16 protein-coding genes are annotated in these 21,971 nt (G+C 41.2%); 8 read left to right on the top strand and 8 right to left on the bottom strand.

The features are described 5' to 3' along the window. Positions 1–86: 86 nt before the first annotated feature. From JI65_RS14175 to JI65_RS14145, 7 genes are all read right to left on the bottom strand, one after another. Entirely contained in the window at positions 87–4,502 is a 4,416-nt protein-coding gene (locus JI65_RS14175) for a hypothetical protein (RefSeq protein WP_191017778.1), read from the bottom strand. Between the two features lie 10 nt (positions 4,503–4,512). Continuing rightward, on the bottom strand, positions 4,513–5,790 hold the full coding sequence (locus tag JI65_RS14170) for a hypothetical protein (protein WP_191017776.1): 1,278 nt from the start codon (positions 5,788–5,790) through the stop codon (positions 4,513–4,515). Beyond that, positions 5,780–6,223 (bottom strand): hypothetical protein, encoded by a 444-nt coding sequence (locus JI65_RS14165; RefSeq protein WP_191017775.1) that lies wholly within the window; start codon positions 6,221–6,223, stop codon positions 5,780–5,782. Before JI65_RS14165 ends, JI65_RS14170 begins: the two co-directional genes overlap by 11 nt. A 190-nt stretch (positions 6,224–6,413) precedes the next feature. After that, positions 6,414–8,528, bottom strand: a complete 2,115-nt coding sequence (locus tag JI65_RS14160; RefSeq protein ID WP_191017773.1) for a FecR domain-containing protein — start codon at positions 8,526–8,528, stop codon at positions 6,414–6,416. Beyond that, complete coding sequence (locus JI65_RS14155; protein WP_191017772.1) at positions 8,494–10,632, bottom strand: adenylate/guanylate cyclase domain-containing protein; 2,139 nt, start codon at positions 10,630–10,632, stop codon at positions 8,494–8,496. Before JI65_RS14155 ends, JI65_RS14160 begins: the two co-directional genes overlap by 35 nt. Positions 10,633–10,810: 178 nt before the next feature. Continuing rightward, the gene (locus tag JI65_RS14150) at positions 10,811–12,148 is read right to left on the bottom strand and encodes an OmpP1/FadL family transporter (protein ID WP_191017770.1); all 1,338 of its coding nucleotides are present in this window, start codon (positions 12,146–12,148) and stop codon (positions 10,811–10,813) included. Between the two features lie 116 nt (positions 12,149–12,264). Continuing rightward, entirely contained in the window at positions 12,265–12,930 is a 666-nt protein-coding gene (locus JI65_RS14145) for a Crp/Fnr family transcriptional regulator (protein WP_191017768.1), read from the bottom strand. Positions 12,931–13,162: 232 nt separating this feature from the next. Here JI65_RS14145 and JI65_RS14140 point away from each other — a divergent pair, with 232 nt between their 5' ends. From JI65_RS14140 to JI65_RS14125, 4 genes are all read left to right on the top strand, one after another. Continuing rightward, on the top strand, positions 13,163–14,716 hold the full coding sequence (locus JI65_RS14140; RefSeq protein WP_191017767.1) for an ABC transporter substrate-binding protein: 1,554 nt from the start codon (positions 13,163–13,165) through the stop codon (positions 14,714–14,716). An 18-nt stretch (positions 14,717–14,734) separates the two neighbouring features. After that, a complete protein-coding gene (locus JI65_RS14135; protein WP_191017765.1) occupies positions 14,735–15,112 on the top strand; it encodes a hypothetical protein in 378 nt (125 codons plus the stop codon). After that, entirely contained in the window at positions 15,051–15,863 is an 813-nt protein-coding gene (locus tag JI65_RS14130) for a cache domain-containing protein (RefSeq protein ID WP_191017764.1), read from the top strand. Before JI65_RS14135 ends, JI65_RS14130 begins: the two co-directional genes overlap by 62 nt. Positions 15,864–16,032: 169 nt before the next feature. Further along, positions 16,033–16,833, top strand: a complete 801-nt coding sequence (locus JI65_RS14125) for a methyl-accepting chemotaxis protein (protein ID WP_191017763.1) — start codon at positions 16,033–16,035, stop codon at positions 16,831–16,833. A 307-nt stretch (positions 16,834–17,140) separates the two neighbouring features. On the opposite strand, the gene JI65_RS14120 is transcribed toward JI65_RS14125, so the two are convergent. Continuing rightward, positions 17,141–18,130 carry an RDD family protein gene (locus JI65_RS14120; RefSeq protein ID WP_191017762.1) on the bottom strand — a complete coding sequence of 330 codons (990 nt, stop codon included), beginning with the start codon at positions 18,128–18,130 and terminating at the stop codon, positions 17,141–17,143. Between the two features lie 181 nt (positions 18,131–18,311). Between JI65_RS14120 and JI65_RS14115 the strand changes: the two genes are divergently transcribed. The 4 genes from JI65_RS14115 (at position 18,312) to JI65_RS17460 (ending at position 21,937) form a co-directional block, all read left to right on the top strand. Then, positions 18,312–18,875 carry an ECF-type riboflavin transporter substrate-binding protein gene (locus JI65_RS14115; protein ID WP_191017760.1) on the top strand — a complete coding sequence of 188 codons (564 nt, stop codon included), beginning with the start codon at positions 18,312–18,314 and terminating at the stop codon, positions 18,873–18,875. Positions 18,876–19,050: 175 nt separating this feature from the next. After that, a complete protein-coding gene (locus JI65_RS14110) occupies positions 19,051–20,082 on the top strand; it encodes a hypothetical protein (protein ID WP_191017759.1) in 1,032 nt (343 codons plus the stop codon). 95 nt (positions 20,083–20,177) lie between these two features. Then, entirely contained in the window at positions 20,178–21,134 is a 957-nt protein-coding gene (locus JI65_RS17465; RefSeq protein WP_242457260.1) for an ATP-binding cassette domain-containing protein, read from the top strand. 5 nt (positions 21,135–21,139) lie between these two features. Beyond that, on the top strand, positions 21,140–21,937 hold the full coding sequence (locus tag JI65_RS17460; RefSeq protein WP_242457259.1) for an ABC transporter ATP-binding protein: 798 nt from the start codon (positions 21,140–21,142) through the stop codon (positions 21,935–21,937). The last annotated feature ends 34 nt before the right edge of the window (positions 21,938–21,971 follow it).

Here is a 21,971-nt window from a genome sequence, read left to right as displayed (position 1 = left end):
GTTTATTAAATTGTTTTTATATTACTTCCCAGAACAGGGGGATGTCTAACAAATAACACCCCCAATGTTGCTTCTTTGGCTTTTCCTTAATCGGACACAGAAAACGTGATGCGGGGCTGGGCTTTTCTGCTATAATACCCCTCATACATATCGACTATGAACGTCCATTCCCCGGCATTTTCGTTTTCGCCTTTCCCTTCTTTTATCTGAGAAAGGCTGCGCGTTGATTCATGATCCCTCATCGTACAATTGCTCTTATCAGTTCTCCAAATATCCGTATACACTATTATTTCGTCAGAAGGATTATTCAGCGTTATTTCAACGCTTCGAGCCGAAGAATCGTTAAGGGTAAGCCATGTATTCTGATTCACCGATTCATCAGTTTTATTATATGCCGTCATAGCCTCCTTGCCAGCGGCACGTATAGTTATGTTAGCGCCCAGAGGCATAATGGCGGGGTCATTGCCAAAGTTGCTCAATTTAAGTTCCAGCTTTCCCTTACCAGTCTTATTGTTGTACGTGAGCGTAATCGGCTTGATGCTTACATCCATCCACTTCGATTCGGATTCAAGCGTCTTGCAGTATTGGCGGGTCTGAGTGACAGATACGCTTCCGGCAGTACCATAGCCGAGCGATGCATTTTCAACTTCATGACCGTCCATATAAAGCGTAACCGTGTTTCCTGCGTTCCCCGCCGTTACTGTTATTGGCATCTCGTCATATTTTTTGTAGCTGTACTGCCAGTATTCGGTATTGCCCACCGTTTTTACTTTTTCACCGTCCGGCGTGAATGTCGGCTCGCTCAAAATTCCCTGTACGTAAATCTTCTTCTCAACTGACCTTGAAGCACAATACTGCCTTGTCGCAGTAACTGTGATTGTATGAGGTCCCAGTGCAAGTTTTCCAGAAAGTTCCGCGTTATTTTCTTTTACGGTTACTGTGCTTCCTGTATTTGCCGGTGTCGCTTTGTAATAGAGCGCGCAGTTTCCGTCTTTATCGAGTTCCACATCGTATGAGTCGTACAAAAGGTAGCTGCTGGCTTCCGGGTGGCTGTGCATTGAAAGCGCAGTCGTATGGGCTGACTCTTTGTAAAAGGCAATGGATGGGGCACCCAAAATTCCCTGAATGTACACTTTTTCTTCAAACTCACGTGTAGTATAGCCCGGCTTTGAGCATGTTACAGTGAGCGTGTGCGGACCAAGTGCAAGTTTCGTGTCCGTTCCATTACGCTCCGTGCCGTTGTCAGTAACATCAACGGTCACTCCGCTTTCGGCATCAAAAATATATTCAACAGTTCCGAGCGTTCCGCCTGCGGTAAGGTTTACGTTGTAACAGCTATAGTCCGAATATGCCGTATCTTCTGCCCCAGCGGAGTCGGCTGTAACATTGCTTATTCCGTTCCAGATGCGGAGGGTTGGCTTTTTTAGAGGCGTTACGACTTTGATTTTTCTTGTAACAGTCGAAGTTCCAGAACCTGTAGCAGTGCATCTTGCAACCAAAGTGTACGGTTTCCCAACGTCAAGCGTTCCAGTTTTTGTACCGCTGAATGGAGAGCCGTTTACAGTTCCGCTTAAAGACACTCCGCTTTCGAGACAAGAGATTGTATAGGAAACTGTATCTGTTGAATTTTCAACTTCAATACATTCATAGCCCTCACTGTCAATAAGACCATTTAATGCATGTGTGAAAGAGAAAGATGCATTTGAAACTTCTGAAAGAACTAGGGTAAACGTGCAGTTAAAATACCCCTCAGCTTTTCCGCCAACTTCATTAAATTTTTTGTTTGCCTTTAATTCTTTTAAAGTTCTTGTTGACGAAGAAGAACCTCTTGAAAGATTTCCTATTGGATGTTTTTTACTGCCATCTATATCGTATAGTGCTCCGTCACTATAAAAGTAGAATTTTTCTGTTGGTGACTGTAAAACGAATGTTTTGTCTGTAATCTTAGCAAACGCTTTTTTTGATACTTCTTCATTGTTCCAGGTGCAAATGCTCTGTTTTCCTGTAGACTCCGTTTCTGCACATAAAGTTCCGTAAAGGTCAATAGAATTTCCGCTTTCATCGTCAGCACCATGGAATATGAATTTATTATTTTCAAAAGAAACATAAACAGGCTTAATCTCTACCTTTATCGTCTCTTCCACACTAACAGGCGTGCAACACTCTTTTTCTACCGTCACTTTTATCGTGTGGGTACCCACATCAAGTTTTTGGTTCGTCAAATCGCCCGTCTGTGCAGTGCCGCCGTCAATCGTTGTCGTAATCGTTGCGCCATCGTAGGTATTCGTTACGTCCATCAAAAGGTTGTCGTATTTGAGGTAGCTGAATTTAATTGTATTTCCGTCACAAGAGGCTGCATTTGTGTAAGTTATTTTTGGTTTTGTAAGTCCCTGAACAACTTTGACTTTCTTTGTCTCGCTTATAGGTTTACAGTATGGCTTCGTTACCGTTGCAACAATCTCGTATGTTTCAATTCCCAACTCTCCGCTGTTTTGCTTATCCGAAGCATTAATTTTTGTTGTGAGCGTTGAGCCAGAATTTGAATCCGTAACGGTGTAAGTAATTTTATCTGTTGATTTTTCAACCTCATAATATGTGTAGCCGTCGCTGTCGGTGTTTCCGTTGGAATCCTGACCAAAAGTAATAGTCGGAGCTACGAGTTTCTTTACAACATAAACATTCTGCTCAACAACCACAGGTATTTGATTCTGTTTTGAGACAGTCGCAACAATTTTGTTGAATCCGTCGTTAAGCGTTGTGCTGGCATTAGTGGCAGTGCCGTTAACCTTTGTACCGTTAATCTCCACGCTGAGAGTTGAACCTGCCTCAGAGTTAGTCACGGCTACACCAAGGCTATCTCCCGTGTATTCATATACCGTGTAATCTTCACCGTTTTGTCTAGCAGTTTCTCCGTTTGCACTGCCGTTATTTCCCAAATCAATCCTTGCGCCAGCCAAACACTGAACAACCTTGATTTTCTTTGTGAATGTCTGGTCAAGCCAATATTCTTTATGAACGGTTACGCTGATTGTGTGCACGCCCATTACAAGAGGAATAACATGCCTGTTCGTTTCGCTTGTAAACTCCGAGTCGTCGTAAGTTCCGCTGATTGTAGTTCCAGCCGCCGAGGTAATCGTGCAGGCAGCACTGTCGTCCGCAGTGGCAACTTCGATATATTCAAATCCGCTAGTGTCAGCTTCGCCATTCAAGTCTGGGTCAAACGTGTAAGAAGGTTCTACCAATTTTTGAACGACTTTTACATTTTTTGTAACCGTAACGTCTCGGCATCCGTCCTGACGAACCGTTGCCGTAAGCATGTGGTTTCCAATAGAAAGAGTTCCGTTCGTTTCGCCCGCAAAAGGACTTCCATCCACGCTTCCAGTCAAAATAGCCGCACTTTCCAAAGATTTGATTGAGTAAGAAACGGTGTCGCTCTCCCCGTCAACTTCAATCATGCTGTAGCCGTCCGCGTTTACTTTTCCGTTGTAAGTCGGGCTGAATTCAAAATCTGGCTCCAAAAGATTGTGAACGCCCAAACCAGGCGCGGTCGAAACAAGAGAAGATTTTAGCCCCCTAGGTCCGTTTACAACCACAGTGTATTCATAAAAAAGATTTGATTCCTGTTCATCAAAATAATAAAAGAATGCGGAAGACGAAGAATTTTTAGTGTCGTTTGCAGAAAGATTTTTTGTTCCCTTGTAGGTAAGAGAGCCGTTTTCTTCCCGAAGATAATAGCTCACTTCATACGTTGAGTCTTTGTTCTTATTTTTGGTTTGGTCTGGAAGTTCAAAAGAAACATAATGCCTTCCGTTCAAAAGTCCCTTCGGAACATGCAAATTAGAAACTTCATCCGGCGGTGTGTTTTGAATAAACGAAGTGCTTGCAAAAAGTTCCGGATTTTGTGCCTGCAAATCCGACTCAGAAAAAGCCGTTCGGTTTTCAGGCCACAGGCAGCCCGAAAGCGTGATTTTTTGCCCCTCAAAATCATCTGAGAATTTCGCCTTGATTTTTATGAGCGAAGAATCCACCTGCGTTTCTGAATAATCTGAATAGGTAAAATCGCCAGCTTCATTCTGAAAAGCAAAGTTCTGCCCCTCAGGTTTTTGAAGCAGCTTGAATTCCTTTGGATTTATGGCAATAACATTAATTTCAATTTCATCTTTCGCACTAAGATTTGTAACTCCGCCAAGTTCAACGTTCGCCGATTTGAATTCAATTTTTGCAATCTGACAAGTGGAAGACCAATATTCAAAATACGATTTTGCGCTTTCGTCAACTTCCGGGTTCGCAATAGTGTCAAAATTGCAGGAAAAGAACAGAAAAGAAAAAAGAAAAAGAACCAAAAATTTGGAAGCAGTCCCAAATTTGCGTCCTGTCATTCCAAATTTGCGTCCTGTCATTCCGAATTTGCGCACTGTCATTCCGAATTTATTTCGGAATCTATTCAATATATTTCGTGCCGATGTCAAATCACGCTCTGCATGACAAATTATTTTTTCCATTCCATACCTCCTAGAACTGCCAGCCAACGCCAGCATAAGGCATAACCATTCCGACCAAAATGTCAGAATTTTTTGTAAGAACATAATCACAGCCAAGTTCTGAGTAAAGTCGTTTGTTTATATAAATCTGTGCGGAAAGTCCCGCGTCAAAAGAAAGCGAAATCGTATTGAGCGGTGCAGAATCGATATTGTACGGAAAATGAAAAACAATATTGTTAAAGTACGCTCCGCCAGGTCCGCCATGCAACTCAAACATCACCCTGCGCCTAAAAAGTGGCAACTGATAAGCAAACATCAAGTGCGCTGTTCCAAGATTTCCGTCTATCGTGTATTTCTCGACACTCTTTTTGAGCCGAGAATAACTTCCCCGCAAGGCAAGCCCCAAATATCCCCAACGCCGCTTGTAAAACATAAAATTCAATTTTGCCTGCGCGCTCACCGGCATTGTTTTTTCAAAATAAGTCGGAATCGTGTTGTCCTGCACGACTACAGGAAGAACGTACCCCGCTTCCAAATCCAAATCCACAAGTTTTTTGAATTTGACCGTAAAAACTGAATCAGGATTTATTTCGGAATGAAGTCCGCTCGAATCCTGCGCCACCAGCTGATATTCGCCCACGTCCAAATCTTTCATATCAAACTGAAGCCTGATACTCCGATTTTTTGAATCGTGGCTTACAACCTTCTTCGGAAAAATTGGCCTTCCGCGCTGCAAAAAATATTTAGTGCTTCCTTCCGCCTTATCTTCGTCAATCAAAAAAAGATTTTTTCCGCTTACTTCAAGGATTCCGTCATTGTCCAAATCATCAAGATAAATCACGTTGCGCATGTAAAGCGGATAGCTTACGTTTTTAATTTCTGGCTTGTACGCCTGATGAACGTCAAATTCTTCTATATATGTAAGACTTTCTTCAATTGCCCCCAAAAGATTAAAAACCCGAATCCGCTCTTTATAATGCCCAACTGGAAGAGGCGGATCAAAATAGATTATGCAGTTTTCAGTCTCTTCTTCGTTTGTCTCATGAAAAAAATATTCCTCAAAGAAATTTTTCGCTTCGTTAAATTTTTCAATCTTAATTTCATATTTTAACACGTCGCCCGCACTTACCCAAGAAAAAGGCTGAACAATCTTATTTTTTTCTGCGGTTTCGCTCTGTGAATTTCCGTCTTCGCCAAATCCGAGCAATTGATTAATTCCAATTTCATCTTCGCCAAGATTTTTTTGGGCAAAACCAAGAGAAACAATAAGAATCATCAAAAAGAAAAACAGGATTTTTTTATTCAGCATAAAATTCTCCTTTTTTCTTTCTCTTTCCGCCGTTCGAGTTTATTGCAAAATCAACGGTAAAACTTTTTTGCGCGCCCGCGCCGTCAACTAAAATCGTTTTTTTGTCGTCAGAGAATCTTACCGCCTTTACGCTCCAGTTAAATTCACCTTTAGAAAGAATAGTCAAATCATCGAGGACAAAATTCGTATTCTCATTTCCGTCCAAAATTTTTCGCAAAACGATTTTTCCCGCTGAGTCGCGGATTTCAAAAATGTAAGAACGCGCCCTGTTCACTTTTTGCCACACAAAAGAAATTGTTTGTTTTTTTCGCAAATATGAAGCGTCAAAAAAATCTGTCGTTTCGGTTTTTGCGTCCTTCGTCATTTCAAACGGAGGAATCGGCTCTACCGTAAAACTGAACTTTCCAGTTGCCGAAATGTCCAAATCGTCCATCGTCAACGCTTTTACAGTCCACTCGTATTCCCCGCCCGAAAGCTGCGGAATTTTAGAGCGATAAGAATTCTGCTTAAAACTCTGCGTTTTTCCGCCAGCACCTTTTTTGGTAAGAATAATTTGTGCATCTGAAAATTTTTCACTGGATGCCCATTCAAAATAGCCCGGATTTTCTATCGCTTCCCAGCCGTCAATATGAGTTCTGTGAGCCGGTCTTTTTTAGAGTTACAGGCCGAATTTTCCTCAAGAAAAAATCCGTTGAAGAAAGTCGGCTGCTTCGTCTTGAACTTTCTGCCGTTTCATACGAAAAAGCCTGAAGTTCCCAGCGATAAACGCCTTCTTCAAAATCCCGCATGTCAAAGGCAAAATGATTTTCGCTTATAAAATTCTCATCGAGCAAAAGAGTTTCGCCTTTAAAGATTTTTACTCTGTAATAGTCAGATTCTTCCTGCTTTTTCCAACTAAAATCACATTTTTCATCAGACTTGATTACAGCTCGCTTCGAAAGAGTCGGCTCAAAAATCGTTGGGGCTGGAAGTTCGTCCAAAATAAAAAATTCTTTTGGCTCGGTTGACTTCGTAAAATTGCCCGACGAGGCACTAACTCGCCAATAGTAAGTTCCTTCGGTAAGATTCGCGCCAACAAAAGACTTACTTATTGATTCGCTTTCAAGTACGATGTTAGAAAAATTTTTGTCGCGTGCAATCTGAATTTTCTCTGCAAAGTTGATGTTGCTCTTCCAGGTAAAACGAGTGTCCGCACAAAGCACTCGCCAGAGTTTGTATCCGTCTGGCGGAAAAACCGTTCGCTGTTCGATTTTTCCGTTCATCGCATAAAACGAGCGGATTTTTGATTTTGGGCTTTCGTTTCCTTCAGAATCAACCAAAGTTACCGACCAAAAATATTCTCCGTCGCTAAGATTTTGAATTTCGTTTTGATTCAAGTTGACAAAATTTTCTTTTGTCTCTTTTAAAAAAATCGGGGAAGTCAAATCATTTTTTTTCGAAACACTCACTTTGTAAAAAGAAGCCTCCGTGTCCATTTTCCACGAAAGAGTAATTTTTTCTTTGGTTTTGTCCACAAATTCGCCGTCAGAAGGTGTTGAAAGCATTGGCGGAAGAAGACGTCCCTGTTTGACTATCTTAAACGTCCCGATTTCAGAAGGATTTGCCAAGCCCAGCCTGTTTGCAACATAAAAAGGAGTAACCTGAAAATAATAAGTTCCTTCTTGCAATGTAGAAAGAATCAACGAAGTCATTGAGCTTCGCTGTTCAATCACAGGATTTTTCATGTCAGGACTTTTTGAAAGCACAAAATTATAAGCCGTCGCCCCCTGACTTTCTGTCCAAATAAAACGCACTGACGGCAAAACTGTTCTGTATTGATAATAATAATTTTTTACAGGAGTCAAAAGTTCAGGTTTTAAAGATTGCACAATCTGCAATTTTCCGGTCACTTCATTTTGATTTTTGTCATAAAGTTTCCAGTAATGGGTGCCTTTCGGAAGATTTAAAGTTGATTTTAAACTTCCGCTCACATTCAGAGTTTGATTTACAATCTTAAAATCTTTGTCGCTCGCAAGCAAAAGCGTAAGTTCATTCTGATTTTCAGCTTTCCATTCAAAATCTACCGGGCAGTCGCCTTCTTCAAAATAAAGAATTTTCTCGTTCAAAAGCGGACTCACAACCGAAAAACTTTGCTTTTCGCTTTCGTTTTCAGAGATTAAAAAAGCCGCATTTTCGGACAAAATTTTTCCGTCAGAAAGTTCAGCACTTCCCTCTTGCAAAACAAGGGAAAGTTTGTTTTCGCCTTCATTTTTTTGAACAGACGCACGGCTTCCATTTTTAACGACAATGCTAACGTTTTCGGAAGTGAAAGCAAAACCTTTTCCGCCGGCACTTGAATCTACGCTCGCGCTACCTTTTTCAAGATTCGCCGCAAGGGTTCCGTCCGTGTGCAGAAAAACCTGAGCCATTGTGCTTTCGTCCAAGTCCAAAACCGTTCCGTCAACAAACCAGACCGTTGCTTCCGAAAGTTCCGCCGTGTGGATTGTGTCGCCGTCATAAACTGGAGAATTTTGCCTAAGCCTGTCCCAAACAACTCGGTCCAAAAATTTTCGTTGAGCAGTTTTATATTTAAAAGTGATTGTCGCAATCGGTTCCTCATTCAATTTTGAGAGAGCCTTAAAAAAACTCTGATAAAACAGAAAGAAACTGAAAGCTGCGCACAAGAGACAAATAAGAATAGCTATCCAGAACGGAACAGCTAAATCATTTTTTAACCTGAATTTTGTTTTCTTCTTCATTCAAGTTCACACTCTCAAATTCTGGAATTGGAATTCCAAGCAGTTTTCTAACTTCATTCAGAGTTTTAGGACCAGTCTTTCCAACAGAACGTGCGCAATCCGCATCAAGAACAAATTCCTTATCTGCTTTTTTAAAAAATTCTTCTATATTAAAGCCTGGCATATTCACAACTCCGTAAAAATGCTGGGCGCCTTTTCCCTTAACTTCAAATTCAACAGGAATCATTTCTACAACAATTTCGTTTGCGGAATTTTGCTCTGGAATCGTAAAATTATTTTCCTCGCAACGAATAAAATCTTTCTTTAAAAGATTGTATGTGTCTTGCGTAATCAAAATGTCGGTTCCGCAAGGCTTGTTGGAACTTTCTGTTCGGCTTGCAAAGTTTACGCTGTCGCCAATTGCCGTATATTCCATTTTGTCTTCGCTGCCCATAATTCCGCAGGTAGCCCGCCCTGTATTGATTCCGCAGCCGATTCGAATATGAGGCTTGTACTTTGCCTTAGCTTCATTCTCGTGAGCCTTTGTAAAAGCTTCCGCATCTTTGTTGTATTGCATCAGAGCATAACGCATGGCAATTGTTCCCCGAATTGCGTTCACGGCATCTTCTTTTATGTGATTCAAATGCTTTTCGGCAAATGATTTTTTATTTGCGTCCGAATCCGGCAAGTTTTCAAAATCAAGGGAATCGTCGCGAAGAATTCCCCATACCGCCATAATTGCGTCGCCTTCAAATTTGTCAATCGTTCCGCCGCTGATTGTAACGCAGTTAACCATACGGCTCATATAATCATTCAAAAATCCGATGATTTCCCGCGGGCTTTCTTCGCCAAATCGATTTTTAAATCCATCAGAAATTGCTGTAAAACCGCGAATATCGCTAAAGAAAATCGTAACATCTTTTAGATGCGGTTCAAAATCAATTTCCTTTCTTGCAATTGCCTTTGCAACTCCCCGGTTCGTAAATCTTGCAAAAGTATTCAAGAATTCCTGCTCGTCTTTTGTACTCTGATTCAAGATTCCAATTTCATCTCGACGGCGGGAATTTAGTTGTGAAATAATCGATGTGTTGAAATTTCCTTTTTGAATTTCCTGAGCACTGGCTGTTAAATGTCTGAGTGCTTTTGAAATTGCAAAGCGGGAGAAAAGCAAAATAAAAATAACAGATACAAAAAAGACCACTGCCATAAGGTAAAGATTGTTTTTTCGAGTTGTACGAACGCCTTCCAAAACTGTGTCCAGAGGAACGGTTGTCATAACACAAATATCTGCAATCTGAATTTTTTGATATGCGCCAATGTATTGACTTGTGAGTCCGTTTTCGTCTGTAAAATCAAAAATTATTTGTCGGCTTTCCTCGTTATTCTGATTGTTTTCGCGCATAGATTTTACAAGCGGATGATTTTTTAAGCTCTGCCCGCTCAAAATTCGCTCGTTTTCTGCATGGCACAAAAGTTCATCAGAATCATTTATCATAAATGTGGAATTTATTTTTCCAGTTCCCAAAGTTTCTGAAATCGATTCAAGACTGAAGAAAATGGCACAAATCTGTTCAAGTCCGTTCTCGCGGTATGGCAGCAAAAGCGAAATCATTGGCGAGCCAAAAAAAGGCGAAGCGTTTATAGCAATCGTTTCGCCACGAGCAGCTCGCAAAAGTGCCGATTGATTTTCTTCTATATATTTGTCGGTTTTATCAAATTCGATTTCGTTGGAAACGTAAAAATGAGTATTTCGTAAACGACTGTGAACTGAAAGATTTGAGTTACTATTTGTTAAAAGAATGATTTCTGCAATTTCTGAATTTCGTTCAAAAAAGAAAATTTCAGCTTGCCGGGCAATAGCTGAATTGTGCCCGCCGCTTGTCGCATTGATTAAATCCAAAAGTTGTAATACATTCGACCGCACTGTGTTGATTTCATTTTGCACAGAACTGGCAGAGCGGCTGTTTACGGTAAGATTGTTTTCCTCTGCAGTAATTCTTACATCCTGCGAAACAAAATAACTGTTCAGATATGTAACAGTGCCCAAAGATGCCAAAACAATTACGCCGATGATAATTGCAAGCTTTACACCAATAGGAAAAATCTTCTTCTTTTTATTTGGCATACTTCCACCACTTTTATATATAATTTTTTATTATAACAATGGTAAAAATATTTCGCAAGCATTTCACGAATACATTGAAAGCCAACTTGCAGATTTTTGACGCGGATATAAGGGTTTTAAAACGTGTCATGCCGAACTCGGTTCAAAATGCTGAATCAAGTTCAGCATGACGGGCGTATTACAAATTCGGGAAGTGATAAGTAAATCCAAAACTCAAATTGGTTACGGATTTGCTCAAAGTCGTTTTGTAATTGCTCAAATAGTAATCTGTGTCAAAATATTTTGCGAAAAGTCCTGAAAGAGTTACTGTAAAATTCTCGGTCGGATAGATTTCAAAACCTGTTCCTACGCAAACGCTGTCCAAAACCGGGTTGAACGAACTGTTCGAAGTGTCATTCGTTCCCTGATTTCCGTACTGCAATCCCAAACTGTAAGAAATCCATTTGCAGATTTTCCAGTCCGCACCGATTGCAACTTCCCATGAATTGTCGTAGTCGGTTTCGCCGAGAATTGAATTCTGGTCGGCAAAGTAATTGAAGTAGTAGTTAAAGCTCGTGCTCAAATACAACGGCTCAAGCACCTGCCAACCTGCTCCAAGATTCAAGGCAGCAGGCAAATCTGTATGGAAAGTTTTTCCGTTGCTAATACCAAACTGTCCGGCAAGATTTCCAGAAACATCTTCAACTTTGTATTTTACAGAAGATTTTGACTGATACTGAACTGCCAAATCAACGTTTTCAATTGGCTGGTAATGGATTCCAAAAACTCCGCTCACCGTCCAACCGTTTGCTTTGTAAGAAATTTCGTCGCTTCCGTTTCCGAGTACGGTAAAATAGTTGCTTTGAATCGACATATCCTGCGTTCCGTGAACGTAGCGAAGCCCAGCGGCAAAAGAAAGGTTGTCAAGGAATTTGTAAGCAACACCGAGCTGACCGCCGTAAGTAATCGAAGTTACATCAAGGGAATGTCCGTCTTTTTTCGCAATGTTAAGCAAAGTGGTTGCAATCGCACTGTAAGTTTGAGCTTCTGCCTGAGACTGTGCTGTTGCAGCTTTTACCATGTTAGTTTTAGCCGCACTTGCGAACAACAACGAAGTCGCACTCGTTCCTTCAGAAAAAGTGAGCGAACCGCCGCCCGCATAAACGCCAAAATTTCCAAAAATAGCGAATGAATCATGTTTGTAAACAAAATCGGCATCAGGATAAAGAAGAACCGTTGTTTCATCATTTGAATAATAATCAGAAAGTCCGGATGTGGCAAAAGCATTGCCAGTGTTGAGTTCGTTTCCATATTCCTTGAATACGAACTGATTTCCAGCCTCAATATAAAGTCCGTCGGTCATAAAAGCTGTTCCTGCAACATTATAATAGGAAGCTTCTGGTCTTTTTGTCTCCGTATTTCGGCTTGGATTTCTCAAATATCCGGTGCTCATGTTTGTCTTGTTTTCAACACCGCTGGCAAAAAGCATAGCCGAACCAAATAGCGCACAAATTGAAGTGACGGCAATTTTTTTCATCTTAAAAACCTCTTAACATATCAATATGACATTTTTTGTCATTTTGTCATTCTGACATATTATAGATTTTTGTCATTTTTGCCTAGTACATCCAACGAGCGAATAAAATGAGCGAATTAAATGAACGAACGGAGTTTTTCTTTGTCGGTAATTTTGATTTTACCGCGGGAGAGCAAAACGACACCTTCTTCGGAAAGATATTTTAAAGTCTTTGTAACCACTTCACGAACGCTTCCAATTTGCTTGGCAATTTCTTCGTGAGTTACACAAAGCGTGTCGGTTCCTTGCCGAAGCATTTCGTCATGCAAAGTCTGGGCAATCCGCTGATCGATTTTCATAAAAAGCAGCTGCTGAATCGTCCAAAGCACTTCCGAGAATTTTTCTGTCGCATTTTTGTAAATAAAAAGGCTTACCAGCGGATTTTGCTCTTCAATTTTGTGGAGAACCGCCGAGGGAAGAAGACAAACTTCGGTTTCGGAAAGGGCTTCAATCAAAACGTCAAAAACTAGCGAATCCATAAGGCACGATGCCGAAAGAATACAGATTTCTCCGGCCTCAACTCTGTAAAGCGTAACTTCCCTGCCCTCGTCCGAGACGCAATACACACGAAGACTCCCAGAAAGCACTGCCATAACCCCGCGGCAAGTTCCGTCCGAGCGGTGAATCACATTTCCGCGCGCGAAAGTTTCTTTACGGGCAGTCTGTTCGAGTGCGCTCCGCTGAACTGGAGTCAAATCTTTCCAAAATGCAAAAATCGATTCGAATTGAATTTTTTCAGTCATCACGTTCCTCTCCGATATGTTATAAGTACCATCTAAAAAATACAACTTTCTAGTATAAAAATCTGCTGGTCACCGTTGCGGCGTTTCAAAAAAAATTACACTGTAATTTTTCAAGCTTTGCCAAAATTGACTTTCAGGATGTAAAAAAAGAAAAACTTGCTAACTACCAATTTTGGATTTAATCTGAATTTATTGCTTAAAAGAAAATTTTTAAAATCGACATGGAGTTACTATGCAAAAAACTTGCTTAAAAACCATCGCCACTATTCTTTCAAGTTTTCTTTTGTTTTCTTGTTCAAAAGAAAAATCAAAAACAACAATTTCGGAAGTACCAAAACATCATGTAATAATCACCTATTTAACGACGGGAAACAAGCCGAAAGACAGCGGAACTGCCGAAATGCTCGAAAAACTGAACGAAAGGCTTACAAAGCTGGTCAACGCGGAACTAGTAATTTACTACATTCCTTGGAACAACTATCAGACAAACTACAACCTAAAACTTGCCGAAAAAGACGGCTCAATCGACTTAATCGGAACGGCAACCGACTGGCTCGACGCATGGAAAAACGCAAGTCTCGGAAACTTTCTTCCTCTTTCCGATGAAATGATTCAAAAATACGCACCAAAAACCTGGGAATCTGTCTCAAAAGAGCATTGGGACGTTTGCCGCCTTAACGGTGACATTTATTTCTTCCCGGAAGACAATTACACGCAATGGACAAATCACGGATTCATGTACCGCATGGACTGGGCAAAAGAAGCCGGAATGAACGGCGTGCACAGCTGGGAAGACCTGACAAAATATCTTGGCTACGTAAAAGAGAATAAAAATATCGTTCCGTGGGACAGCAACGGAGCTTCGAGCACTTTCCACCCGGAAGGCTACATTCAGTCAAAAAGTGATTTTATTGTTGCCGACGGAATTACTTCCACAAACATGTTCGGAACAAAAAAAAGCAACATGAAAAAGTTCTATTCGCCAATCTACGAAGGAAAAGAACTTGTTGACTACGCAAAACTCATGCGGGAGTGGAATTTGAGCGGATTCTGGCCTGAGAACGTGCTTACGAACAACACAGGAAACATAGACAACCGAGAAGAATTCTGTCTTGGGCTTACAGGAGTTGAACAGCATCACACACAGACTTGGTACACGCAAGTTTACAAAAAGCTCCAAAAGAACGTGCCCGGCTCGGACTCAGGATTTTTTTGGTTCGGCGAGGAATCAAAAAACGTCGTTTACCAGACCATCACTCACGGCGCAATGGCTGTGTCGGCAGCATCAAAGCATCCAGAACGCGCTCTCATGGTTTACGACTTGCTCCGAAACGACAAAGAATGTTACGAGCTAATCAACTACGGAATCGAAGGAAAACAATTCAAGCGAAATTCATCAGGACTCAGGGAACCGGTTGAAGGCTCTAAAGGAATCGTAACGAACTATTGGTGGGGGCGAAACGACAATCTTGAAGTGCGCGACACGGCAACCGCCTGGGACGTTTTTGACAACATAAACGCAATTTACGACCAATGCAAAATCGACTACCCGTTCAGCCAGATTGTCTGGGATTTGTCTAAAATCAGCTCGGAACTCGATGCGGTAACGAATATTTACGGTCAGTACATGGGAAACATCTGCTACGGCCAGAATGCTGAACCTGAGGAATACGTAAAAGAATTCAGGCAAAAATTAAAAGAAGCAGGAATCGAGAAAGTAATGAAAGAATTCCAACAGCAACTGGATTCATTCTATTCAAAACAAGCTGGCGGAAAAAATCGCTAAGAGGAAGGAATTTTTGAAATGAACAACAAAAATAGAAAAACAAGTCTTGTAAGCGTTCTAATCGCAACAATCGCAATCATCTTTCTCGTATTATCAACGATTCAGCTTTTTATAGTCACCCTGTATTCAAATAAATCAACGGGAAAAGCCTATGCCGAAAACTGTGGCGAAATCGCACAGGCATATTCTTCAATGCTCACGAACAGGCTCAACATGTATCTTCGCGAAATCCGATATTACGTTGAGTCGGACGCAGCCCAGTCGCTCGACGAAGAGACGATTATAAAATGGATGTGCGACAGAAACGAGAAAAAAAAGTGCAAACATCGACGCAATGTATTTCTGCACGCCGGACGGAACAGCTTACCGCGACGACGGTACGGTAACGAATTTTAAAAACGAAGAATTTTTTAAAGCCATAATCGAGGACGGAAATTACGAATACGTAAGCAATCCAAAAGTGGACGAAGTTATTAAAGAACCGATTTTTTACGTTGCGCACGTCGTAATTGTCAACACAAAAAAACTCGGCGTATTTGCGGGAGTTTACCCGCTCAGCGGAATCCAAAAAATCATAAGCGACATTCAGCTTGGCGAAACAGGAAACGCATGGCTTTTGGCAGGCGACGGAACCGTAATCATGTACCCGGAGAACGGCTACGCAATGAAAAAGAACTTTCTTACGGGACTCGGAAGTGACGAAGCAGACCTAAAAGAAATCGCACAGAACATGGTAAACCGCAAAATCGGTTCCGGCTGGATTAAAAACGCAAAAGAAAAACGAAAGGAATTCGTAACTTACACGCCAGTCCACAATACACCGTGGAGCCTCGGATTCAACATTGCAGAGGAGCAGATTTATTCGTCTGGTCACTCAATCCGCAAAATCATGATGATTTCTTTTGCAATCATTGCATTCGCACTCATCTCAATAACCGGAACGCTTCTCTTTAGGCTGTTAAGCCCGCTCAAAAGGGTTGAAAGAGCGATTAACGACATTGCTTCGGGAAACGCGAACCTTACAAAAAGAATCAAGATTTCGGCGAACAACGAAATTGGTGCAATCGTTCTCGGATTCAACAACTTTACCGCAAAATTGCAGTCGATTGTCTCTGAGCTAAAAAAAATCGCAGGTAACTCTCGTTGAGGCGGGCGAAATTCTTTCTGAAACTACGACAAATTCCGCAGACGCAATCGAAAGCATCAAAAACAGCATCATTGAAACCACGAGCGGAATAAACGAGCAGACCGAGGGAATCAGCGAGACCGACACCGCCGTAAATCAAATCGCCTCAAATATTTCGTCTCTTGAAAAAATGATTTCGAATCAGTCTTCGGGAGTTTCTGCGGCGTCGAGTGCAGTTGAAGAAATGATTGGAAATATTGATTCCGTAAACAACACGGTCGAAAAAATGGTAAATTCGTTCAACGTTTTGTCTTCAAGCGCGCAAGACGGATTCTTAAAGCAGAGCGACGTTAACAAAATGATTCTTAAAATCGAAGCTGATTCAAAATTGCTTTTGGAAGCGAATTCCGTAATCGCAAACATTGCGGGTCAGACGAACCTGCTTGCCATGAACGCAGCAATCGAGGCGGCTCACGCCGGGGAAGCCGGAAAAGGATTCAGCGTAGTTGCTGATGAAATCCGAAAGCTTTCGGAAACGTCGTCTTTGCAATCAAAACGGATTGGCGATCGACTGAATCACATTCGAAAATCAATTGAAAACGTCGTAACCGCTTCGGAACAAACAAGCGCGGCATTCAACACCGTTACAAACGGAATCAAGGACACGGACGTTTTGGTTCAGCTTATCCAAACTGCAATGAACGAGCAAAAACAAGGCTCAACGCAGATTATTCAGGCACTAAAAGACATGAACGACAGTTCATACGAAGTCAACACGGCTTCAAAAGAAATGGCCGACGGAAACTCGCTGATTCTTGGCCAGGTCGGAAAGTTAAAAGGCAGTGCAACAAAAATGCAGGGTTTCGTCAACTCAATGGACGAAAATGCAGCCTTAATCGACAAGAGCAGCTCCGAATTGATTGACATTTCCACAAAAGTCAGCGACACAATCACCCAAATCGGTTCGCAGATTGACCAGTTTGAAGTGTAGAAGAAAACTTAGGCTCCCCTGAAAATTCGGGGGAGTTTTTTTTTAGGGGAGCCTATCTAAAAACTGCTGTCACGGGGCTGTCCAATAAGTTCGTTGCACAGTGTCATTCCGAACTCATTTCGAAATCTTTGCACTATATGCAGCGTAGATGCTGAAACAAGTCCAGCATGACAATAATTTTCGGACCTCCTCATCTGCTCCATCTGTAGTGTAATAGCCCCCGAATCTAAGTTCTGGGTGACACTAGAAAATTGAGTTATCAGATGGCCTGGGGGGAGAAATTAGAGAAGAGAAATCTGTAATTTCCCTACTCCTTTTTGTTCTCGGCTTCGTCCAAAATCGAGTTTATCGTAAACATAATTTCCAATTGTTCGATGTTGCCAACAGAATAGCTTTTGGTATCATAGTTTTCCAAAATGCCGAGGTCGTAGCCGTTGTAGCAAATCTTCAGCGAACAAGACTCGTCTTCAGACGCCAAGCCCGACTCGGAGACAATTTTGCCAATTTGGCGTGCAATTGCTTTTATGTCGCTGGCGTTGTTTTTTAGACAAGTGCGAATCGAAAGTTTTTTGCCCGACTCTGTGCCATCGCCTTCACGCTTTGTTTTGCTGTGCCGAATCGAAGTGCTGTAGACAGGAAGCGCCTCTTGAATCTGGCTTTGCACCTTGAGCGATTGGTCAAAGCCAAATTTTTGAGCTGCCAAAGTTATACAAATTGCTCCAGCAAAAACGAATTCCACCAAAACCAAAGAACAGTAAATCGCTTTCTTTTTGTTCACGAAAGAAATTTCGCCTTTGCTTTCAGCCTCAATCACAAAAGTCCCTGCGATTAAATCGTGGAGAGATTGCCGTGTGCCGCGGTTGACGATAAAAAAATAAAGCTCCAGAAACCAAATCGAATAGAAAACAAATCCTTCCAGAAACAAAATCAGAATGTATTTTGAGCTTGAAAAAGACGGGGCGTTCAACGTCACTCTAAAAAAGAGCCAGAAACTGCGCACCAGGCTTTTTTGAACGCTAATGCCCTCACAGTGCTTGTCTGCCACGCGGATTCCCATCGCCAATTTTCCGAGCGTCTGGCCGCCAAAAAGTTTGCTGTCGCCAAGCCCAAAATAAACAAGCGCGATGAGCGCGCCGAGCACTTTTCCCCAGCTGTTAAGCCTTGCATAAAAATCGCCAAGAGCAAGAGCAGACAGGGCAAGCGCCTGCTTTAGGATGAACATATCGATGGCGAATGCGAAGAGTCTGTCTCTTCTTGTCGCGAGTTTTACAGTTTGCAGTTCGATTTTGTTTTTCATTTTCAATCATAGCGCTGTACCTAAAAAATGAACTTGTTGCTATTTTATTATGATTTTTTTATTGCAACAAGATTTTGCAAATCTTTCTTCAAAATATCTATTTTCCTATTGACTTAATAGGTTTATATCTTTACTTTATTTTACGATTATTAAAATAGGACTTTTAAATTGGAGGTTTTTTATGGCAGATAAAAATCACAAATCAGTCATTCGGCAGGTTGTGGCAATTGGTATTGGTGCGGCAATTTTCGTGGCACTTACTACGGTACAGATTCCGATTGGATTCGTTCCGAATACGGCACTTCAGGTGCGCGCGGCTGTTCTTGCATTCTTTGCAGTGGTTTTTGGACCAACAGCAGGCTTTGCAATCGGTCTTATAGGTCATGCGCTCGGAGATGCAGTTTTCTACGGAAGCGTTTGGTGGTCGTGGGTTTTCCCGGATGCAGTGTTCGGTCTTTTGGTCGGTCTGTTCATTAAAAAATATGCTGTTGAAAACGGCGGATTCGGTGTAAAACAGATTGTGCTTTTCAACATCACGCAGATTGTAGCAAACGCGCTCGCTTGGATTCTTGTGGCTCCAGTCTTGGACATTCTTATTTACAAAGAGCCTGCGAACAAAGTTTTTGTGCAGGGCGTTACGGCTGCAATCACAAATCTTGTAATCGTTGCGATTCTCGGAACTTTGCTTGCATTTGGTTATTCAAAAATAAAGACAAAATCTTCTTCTCTTAAAGAGGAAGAATAAAGAATCCCAGCATTCGCTTGAATTTCTGTCACTCTATTGATAGTGCCCCCCGAACTCGACCGTCAGCTTTGTTGCAGACGTTTTGATTCGGGGGCTTTTTTTACCACCGTCGTCGATTCGGCAAAAATTTGCTTGCTTTACACTCATTATGGAAAAACCTTAAAATAAAATCATTATGAAAAAAATTTTCAGCGTTTTGTTATTGACGATGGCAGTTTCTTTTGCCTTTGCTAAAGATATTCTTAGTGGAAAAACTTTTCTTGACGAATCAGATGGCTCAAAATATGAATTCCATGAAAACGGAAAACTTCTGATTTTGCACGAAGATAATCCGTGGGGAGAATTCAAGTACAAAATCGACGAGAAAAATAAAATCCTTTCTCTCAAAACGGAAAAAATGTGCTTTGAAGCGGCAAAAATATCGCTTGAAAAATATGCCGAGGACAAAAATCTTCATACTCTCGCAGAAATCCAAAAAATCTACGACTCTGAGGAATTTAAAAATAATTTTAGAATTTCTAGGTTCGGGCTTGTCGAGAAGCAATTCCTTAAATTCATTGATTTTAAAAAGCCAGATTGGAAAGATACGGTCTACAACATCGTCTGTTTCTCAATGCTTATTGAAATCGGCGAAATTCAGGAAGATGAGGAATTCAATCCTGGCGAAGATTATGCAACCCAACTTGCAGAGGTACTGAAGCACTCTGACGACGAAAAAGCTGACAATGAAAATACTATAAAAGGACTGGCAGAAGCACAATACGAAACAATCGAAAATCAGATTAAGGGAGTTCTTTTCCTCTATAAAAATCAGGACTTCAAAGCTTACTACGATTATGAATTTGACGGCGAGAAATTAGAAGTTCTTGAAAGCTCCAAAATGATTTTACCAGCAAGATTTTTTTATTTTTGCAAGTATGAAGAATACACAGAGCGAGAAGAGCTATTCAATTTTTCATATTTGATTTTTTCGATTCAGACTGAAGAAAAACAGGCTTTTTATATCCCGAAAAAACTTCCCAAAAAAGATTCAGGAACTTTAACTTTCGTGAACATGCAGGATAAAAAAGATTCATTCGATGTCAAATACAAAATTCAGAGGGACGAAAAAGCCGCTTACCTGGAATTTATTTCGGGCGACTTCAGCGGAAAAACTTTTAAGGTAAAACCTGAATTTGATTCTACGACACTGATTTTGCAGAAATAGGAAGCGGATATCTCGAAAAACTTAAAATTTGGGTGTTTTTAGAGGCTTCCATAAAATAAAAAAAATTAAAACTGGCTTTCTTTTTTGGAGTGTTTTTGTATAATGACAAACGCTCCCAATTTTTTTTATGGACTTACGAAATGCCGCCAATCATTGAATTCAAGGATTTTTCTTTTAAATACAGAACTCAAGCAAATCCCACTCTTAAAAACATAAATCTTACTATAAACAAGGGTGAAAAAATCCTGATAATCGGGGCGTCCGGCTCTGGAAAGTCTACAATCGCAAAGTGCATTAACGGGCTCATTCCTTCATCATTTTCTGGAAAAATCAGCGGAAGTCTTTCGGTTTGCGGCTTGAGTCCAAAAGATGAAGGCATTTTTAGTATGTCGAAGCATATCGGAACGGTCTTGCAAGACACAGACGGTCAGTTTATTGGTCTAACCGTTGCCGAAGATATTGCTTTTGCTTTGGAAAACGACAACACGCCGACCGATGTGATGAAAGAAAAAGTTCTTGAAGCTGCAAAAATCGTGAATGTGGAATCAATTTTGAACTCTGTTCCTGCATCTTTGAGCGGCGGGCAAAAACAACGGGTTTCGCTTGCGGGCATTCTTGTTGATGACGTGGAAGTGTTCTTGTTCGACGAGCCACTTGCAAACTTGGACCCGGCTTCTGGAAAACGAATAATTGCGTTAATCGACGAAATAAACAAAAATCAGGAAAAAACGGTAATAATAATCGAGCACAGGCTAGAAGACGTTTTGTACAGGAACGTTGACCGAATCATTCTTATGGAAAACGGCGAAATTGTTGCGGACGACACGCCTGCAAATCTTTTGTGCACAAACTTGCTTTGGCAAAAAGGAATCCGCGAGCCGCTTTACATTTCTGCACTCAAATACGCGGGCTGCGAGTTAAAGGCAGAAGACAAGCCTGAGCACATCGAAATGATGAATCTTGAGCCGTACAAGCAAAAAGTTCTCTCGTGGTTTGAGAAAATCCAAAAAAAATACCTCTTGCTCCAAACAAAGAAACTGCTCTGGAGCTGAAAAATGTGAGTTTTAGATATGATGAAAATGCTCCGTTTTGCATAAAAAATGTGAGTTTTGAAATCAAAAAAGGCGAAATGGTGAGCATTGTGGGAACGAACGGTGCCGGAAAATCTACGATTGCGTCTTTAATCTGCGGATTTTATGCTCAGAACGAAGGGCAGATTTTGCTGAACGGGGAAGATATTTCGAATCTGTCCATAAAAGAGCGTGGCGAAAAAATCGGGTTCGTTTTGCAAAATCAGAACCAGATGATTTCTAAAAGCATTATTTTTGATGAAGTCGCTCTTGGGCTGACTGTGCGAAAAATCCCGAAAGACGAGATTAAAGAGCGGGTGAACAAAGTTCTAAAAATCTGCGGAATATATCCGTACAGAAACTGGCCTGTAAGCTCAATAAGTTTTGGGCAAAAAAAGCGAGTCACAATCGCTTCGATTCTTGTGATGAATCCTTCTGTCATCATTTTGGACGAACCGACGGCTGGGCAGGATTTTGCGCATTACACCGAGATTATGAAATTTTTGCGAAAACTCAATCGTGAGTTTGGCATTACAATCATAATGATTACGCACGATATGCACTTGATGCTTGAGTACACGGACAAAACTATCGTTATTTCTGACGGGCAAGTTCTGGCGACTGGAAAAAGCACGGACATTCTTACGAATGAAGAAATTACGCGTGCCGCAAGTCTTAAAAAAACAAGTCTTTACGAGCTTGCAAAAAAATGCGGAATTGAAAACGCTTCGGAATTTGCGGACAAGTTTATTCATTTTGAGCAAGAAAACAGGAGAAAATCCTAAATGGCAAGAATAATCACTTACAAAGAAAAAGATT

It is taken from the genome of Treponema zioleckii (assembly GCF_014737315.1).
GTDB lineage: Bacteria > Spirochaetota > Spirochaetia > Treponematales > Treponemataceae > Treponema_D > Treponema_D zioleckii.
The sequence above is the reverse complement of the archived record's forward strand: the minus strand, read 5'-3'. Positions and strand labels throughout refer to the sequence as shown.

Excerpts from the sequence above, each read along its gene's own strand:
- JI65_RS14175 (WP_191017778.1), bottom strand. The coding sequence starts at position 4,502 with ATGGAAAAAATAATTTGTCATGCAGAGCGTGATTTGACATCGGCACGA.
- JI65_RS14170 (WP_191017776.1), bottom strand. The coding sequence starts at position 5,790 with ATGCTGAATAAAAAAATCCTGTTTTTCTTTTTGATGATTCTTATTGTT.
- JI65_RS14165 (WP_191017775.1), bottom strand. The coding sequence starts at position 6,223 with ATGGACGATTTGGACATTTCGGCAACTGGAAAGTTCAGTTTTACGGTA.
- JI65_RS14160 (WP_191017773.1), bottom strand. The coding sequence starts at position 8,528 with ATGAAGAAGAAAACAAAATTCAGGTTAAAAAATGATTTAGCTGTTCCG.
- JI65_RS14155 (WP_191017772.1), bottom strand. The coding sequence starts at position 10,632 with ATGCCAAATAAAAAGAAGAAGATTTTTCCTATTGGTGTAAAGCTTGCA.
- JI65_RS14150 (WP_191017770.1), bottom strand. The coding sequence starts at position 12,148 with ATGAAAAAAATTGCCGTCACTTCAATTTGTGCGCTATTTGGTTCGGCT.
- JI65_RS14145 (WP_191017768.1), bottom strand. The coding sequence starts at position 12,930 with ATGACTGAAAAAATTCAATTCGAATCGATTTTTGCATTTTGGAAAGAT.
- JI65_RS14140 (WP_191017767.1), top strand. The coding sequence starts at position 13,163 with ATGCAAAAAACTTGCTTAAAAACCATCGCCACTATTCTTTCAAGTTTT.
- JI65_RS14135 (WP_191017765.1), top strand. The coding sequence starts at position 14,735 with ATGAACAACAAAAATAGAAAAACAAGTCTTGTAAGCGTTCTAATCGCA.
- JI65_RS14130 (WP_191017764.1), top strand. The coding sequence starts at position 15,051 with ATGTATTTCTGCACGCCGGACGGAACAGCTTACCGCGACGACGGTACG.
- JI65_RS14125 (WP_191017763.1), top strand. The coding sequence starts at position 16,033 with ATGATTTCGAATCAGTCTTCGGGAGTTTCTGCGGCGTCGAGTGCAGTT.
- JI65_RS14120 (WP_191017762.1), bottom strand. The coding sequence starts at position 18,130 with ATGAAAAACAAAATCGAACTGCAAACTGTAAAACTCGCGACAAGAAGA.
- JI65_RS14115 (WP_191017760.1), top strand. The coding sequence starts at position 18,312 with ATGGCAGATAAAAATCACAAATCAGTCATTCGGCAGGTTGTGGCAATT.
- JI65_RS14110 (WP_191017759.1), top strand. The coding sequence starts at position 19,051 with ATGAAAAAAATTTTCAGCGTTTTGTTATTGACGATGGCAGTTTCTTTT.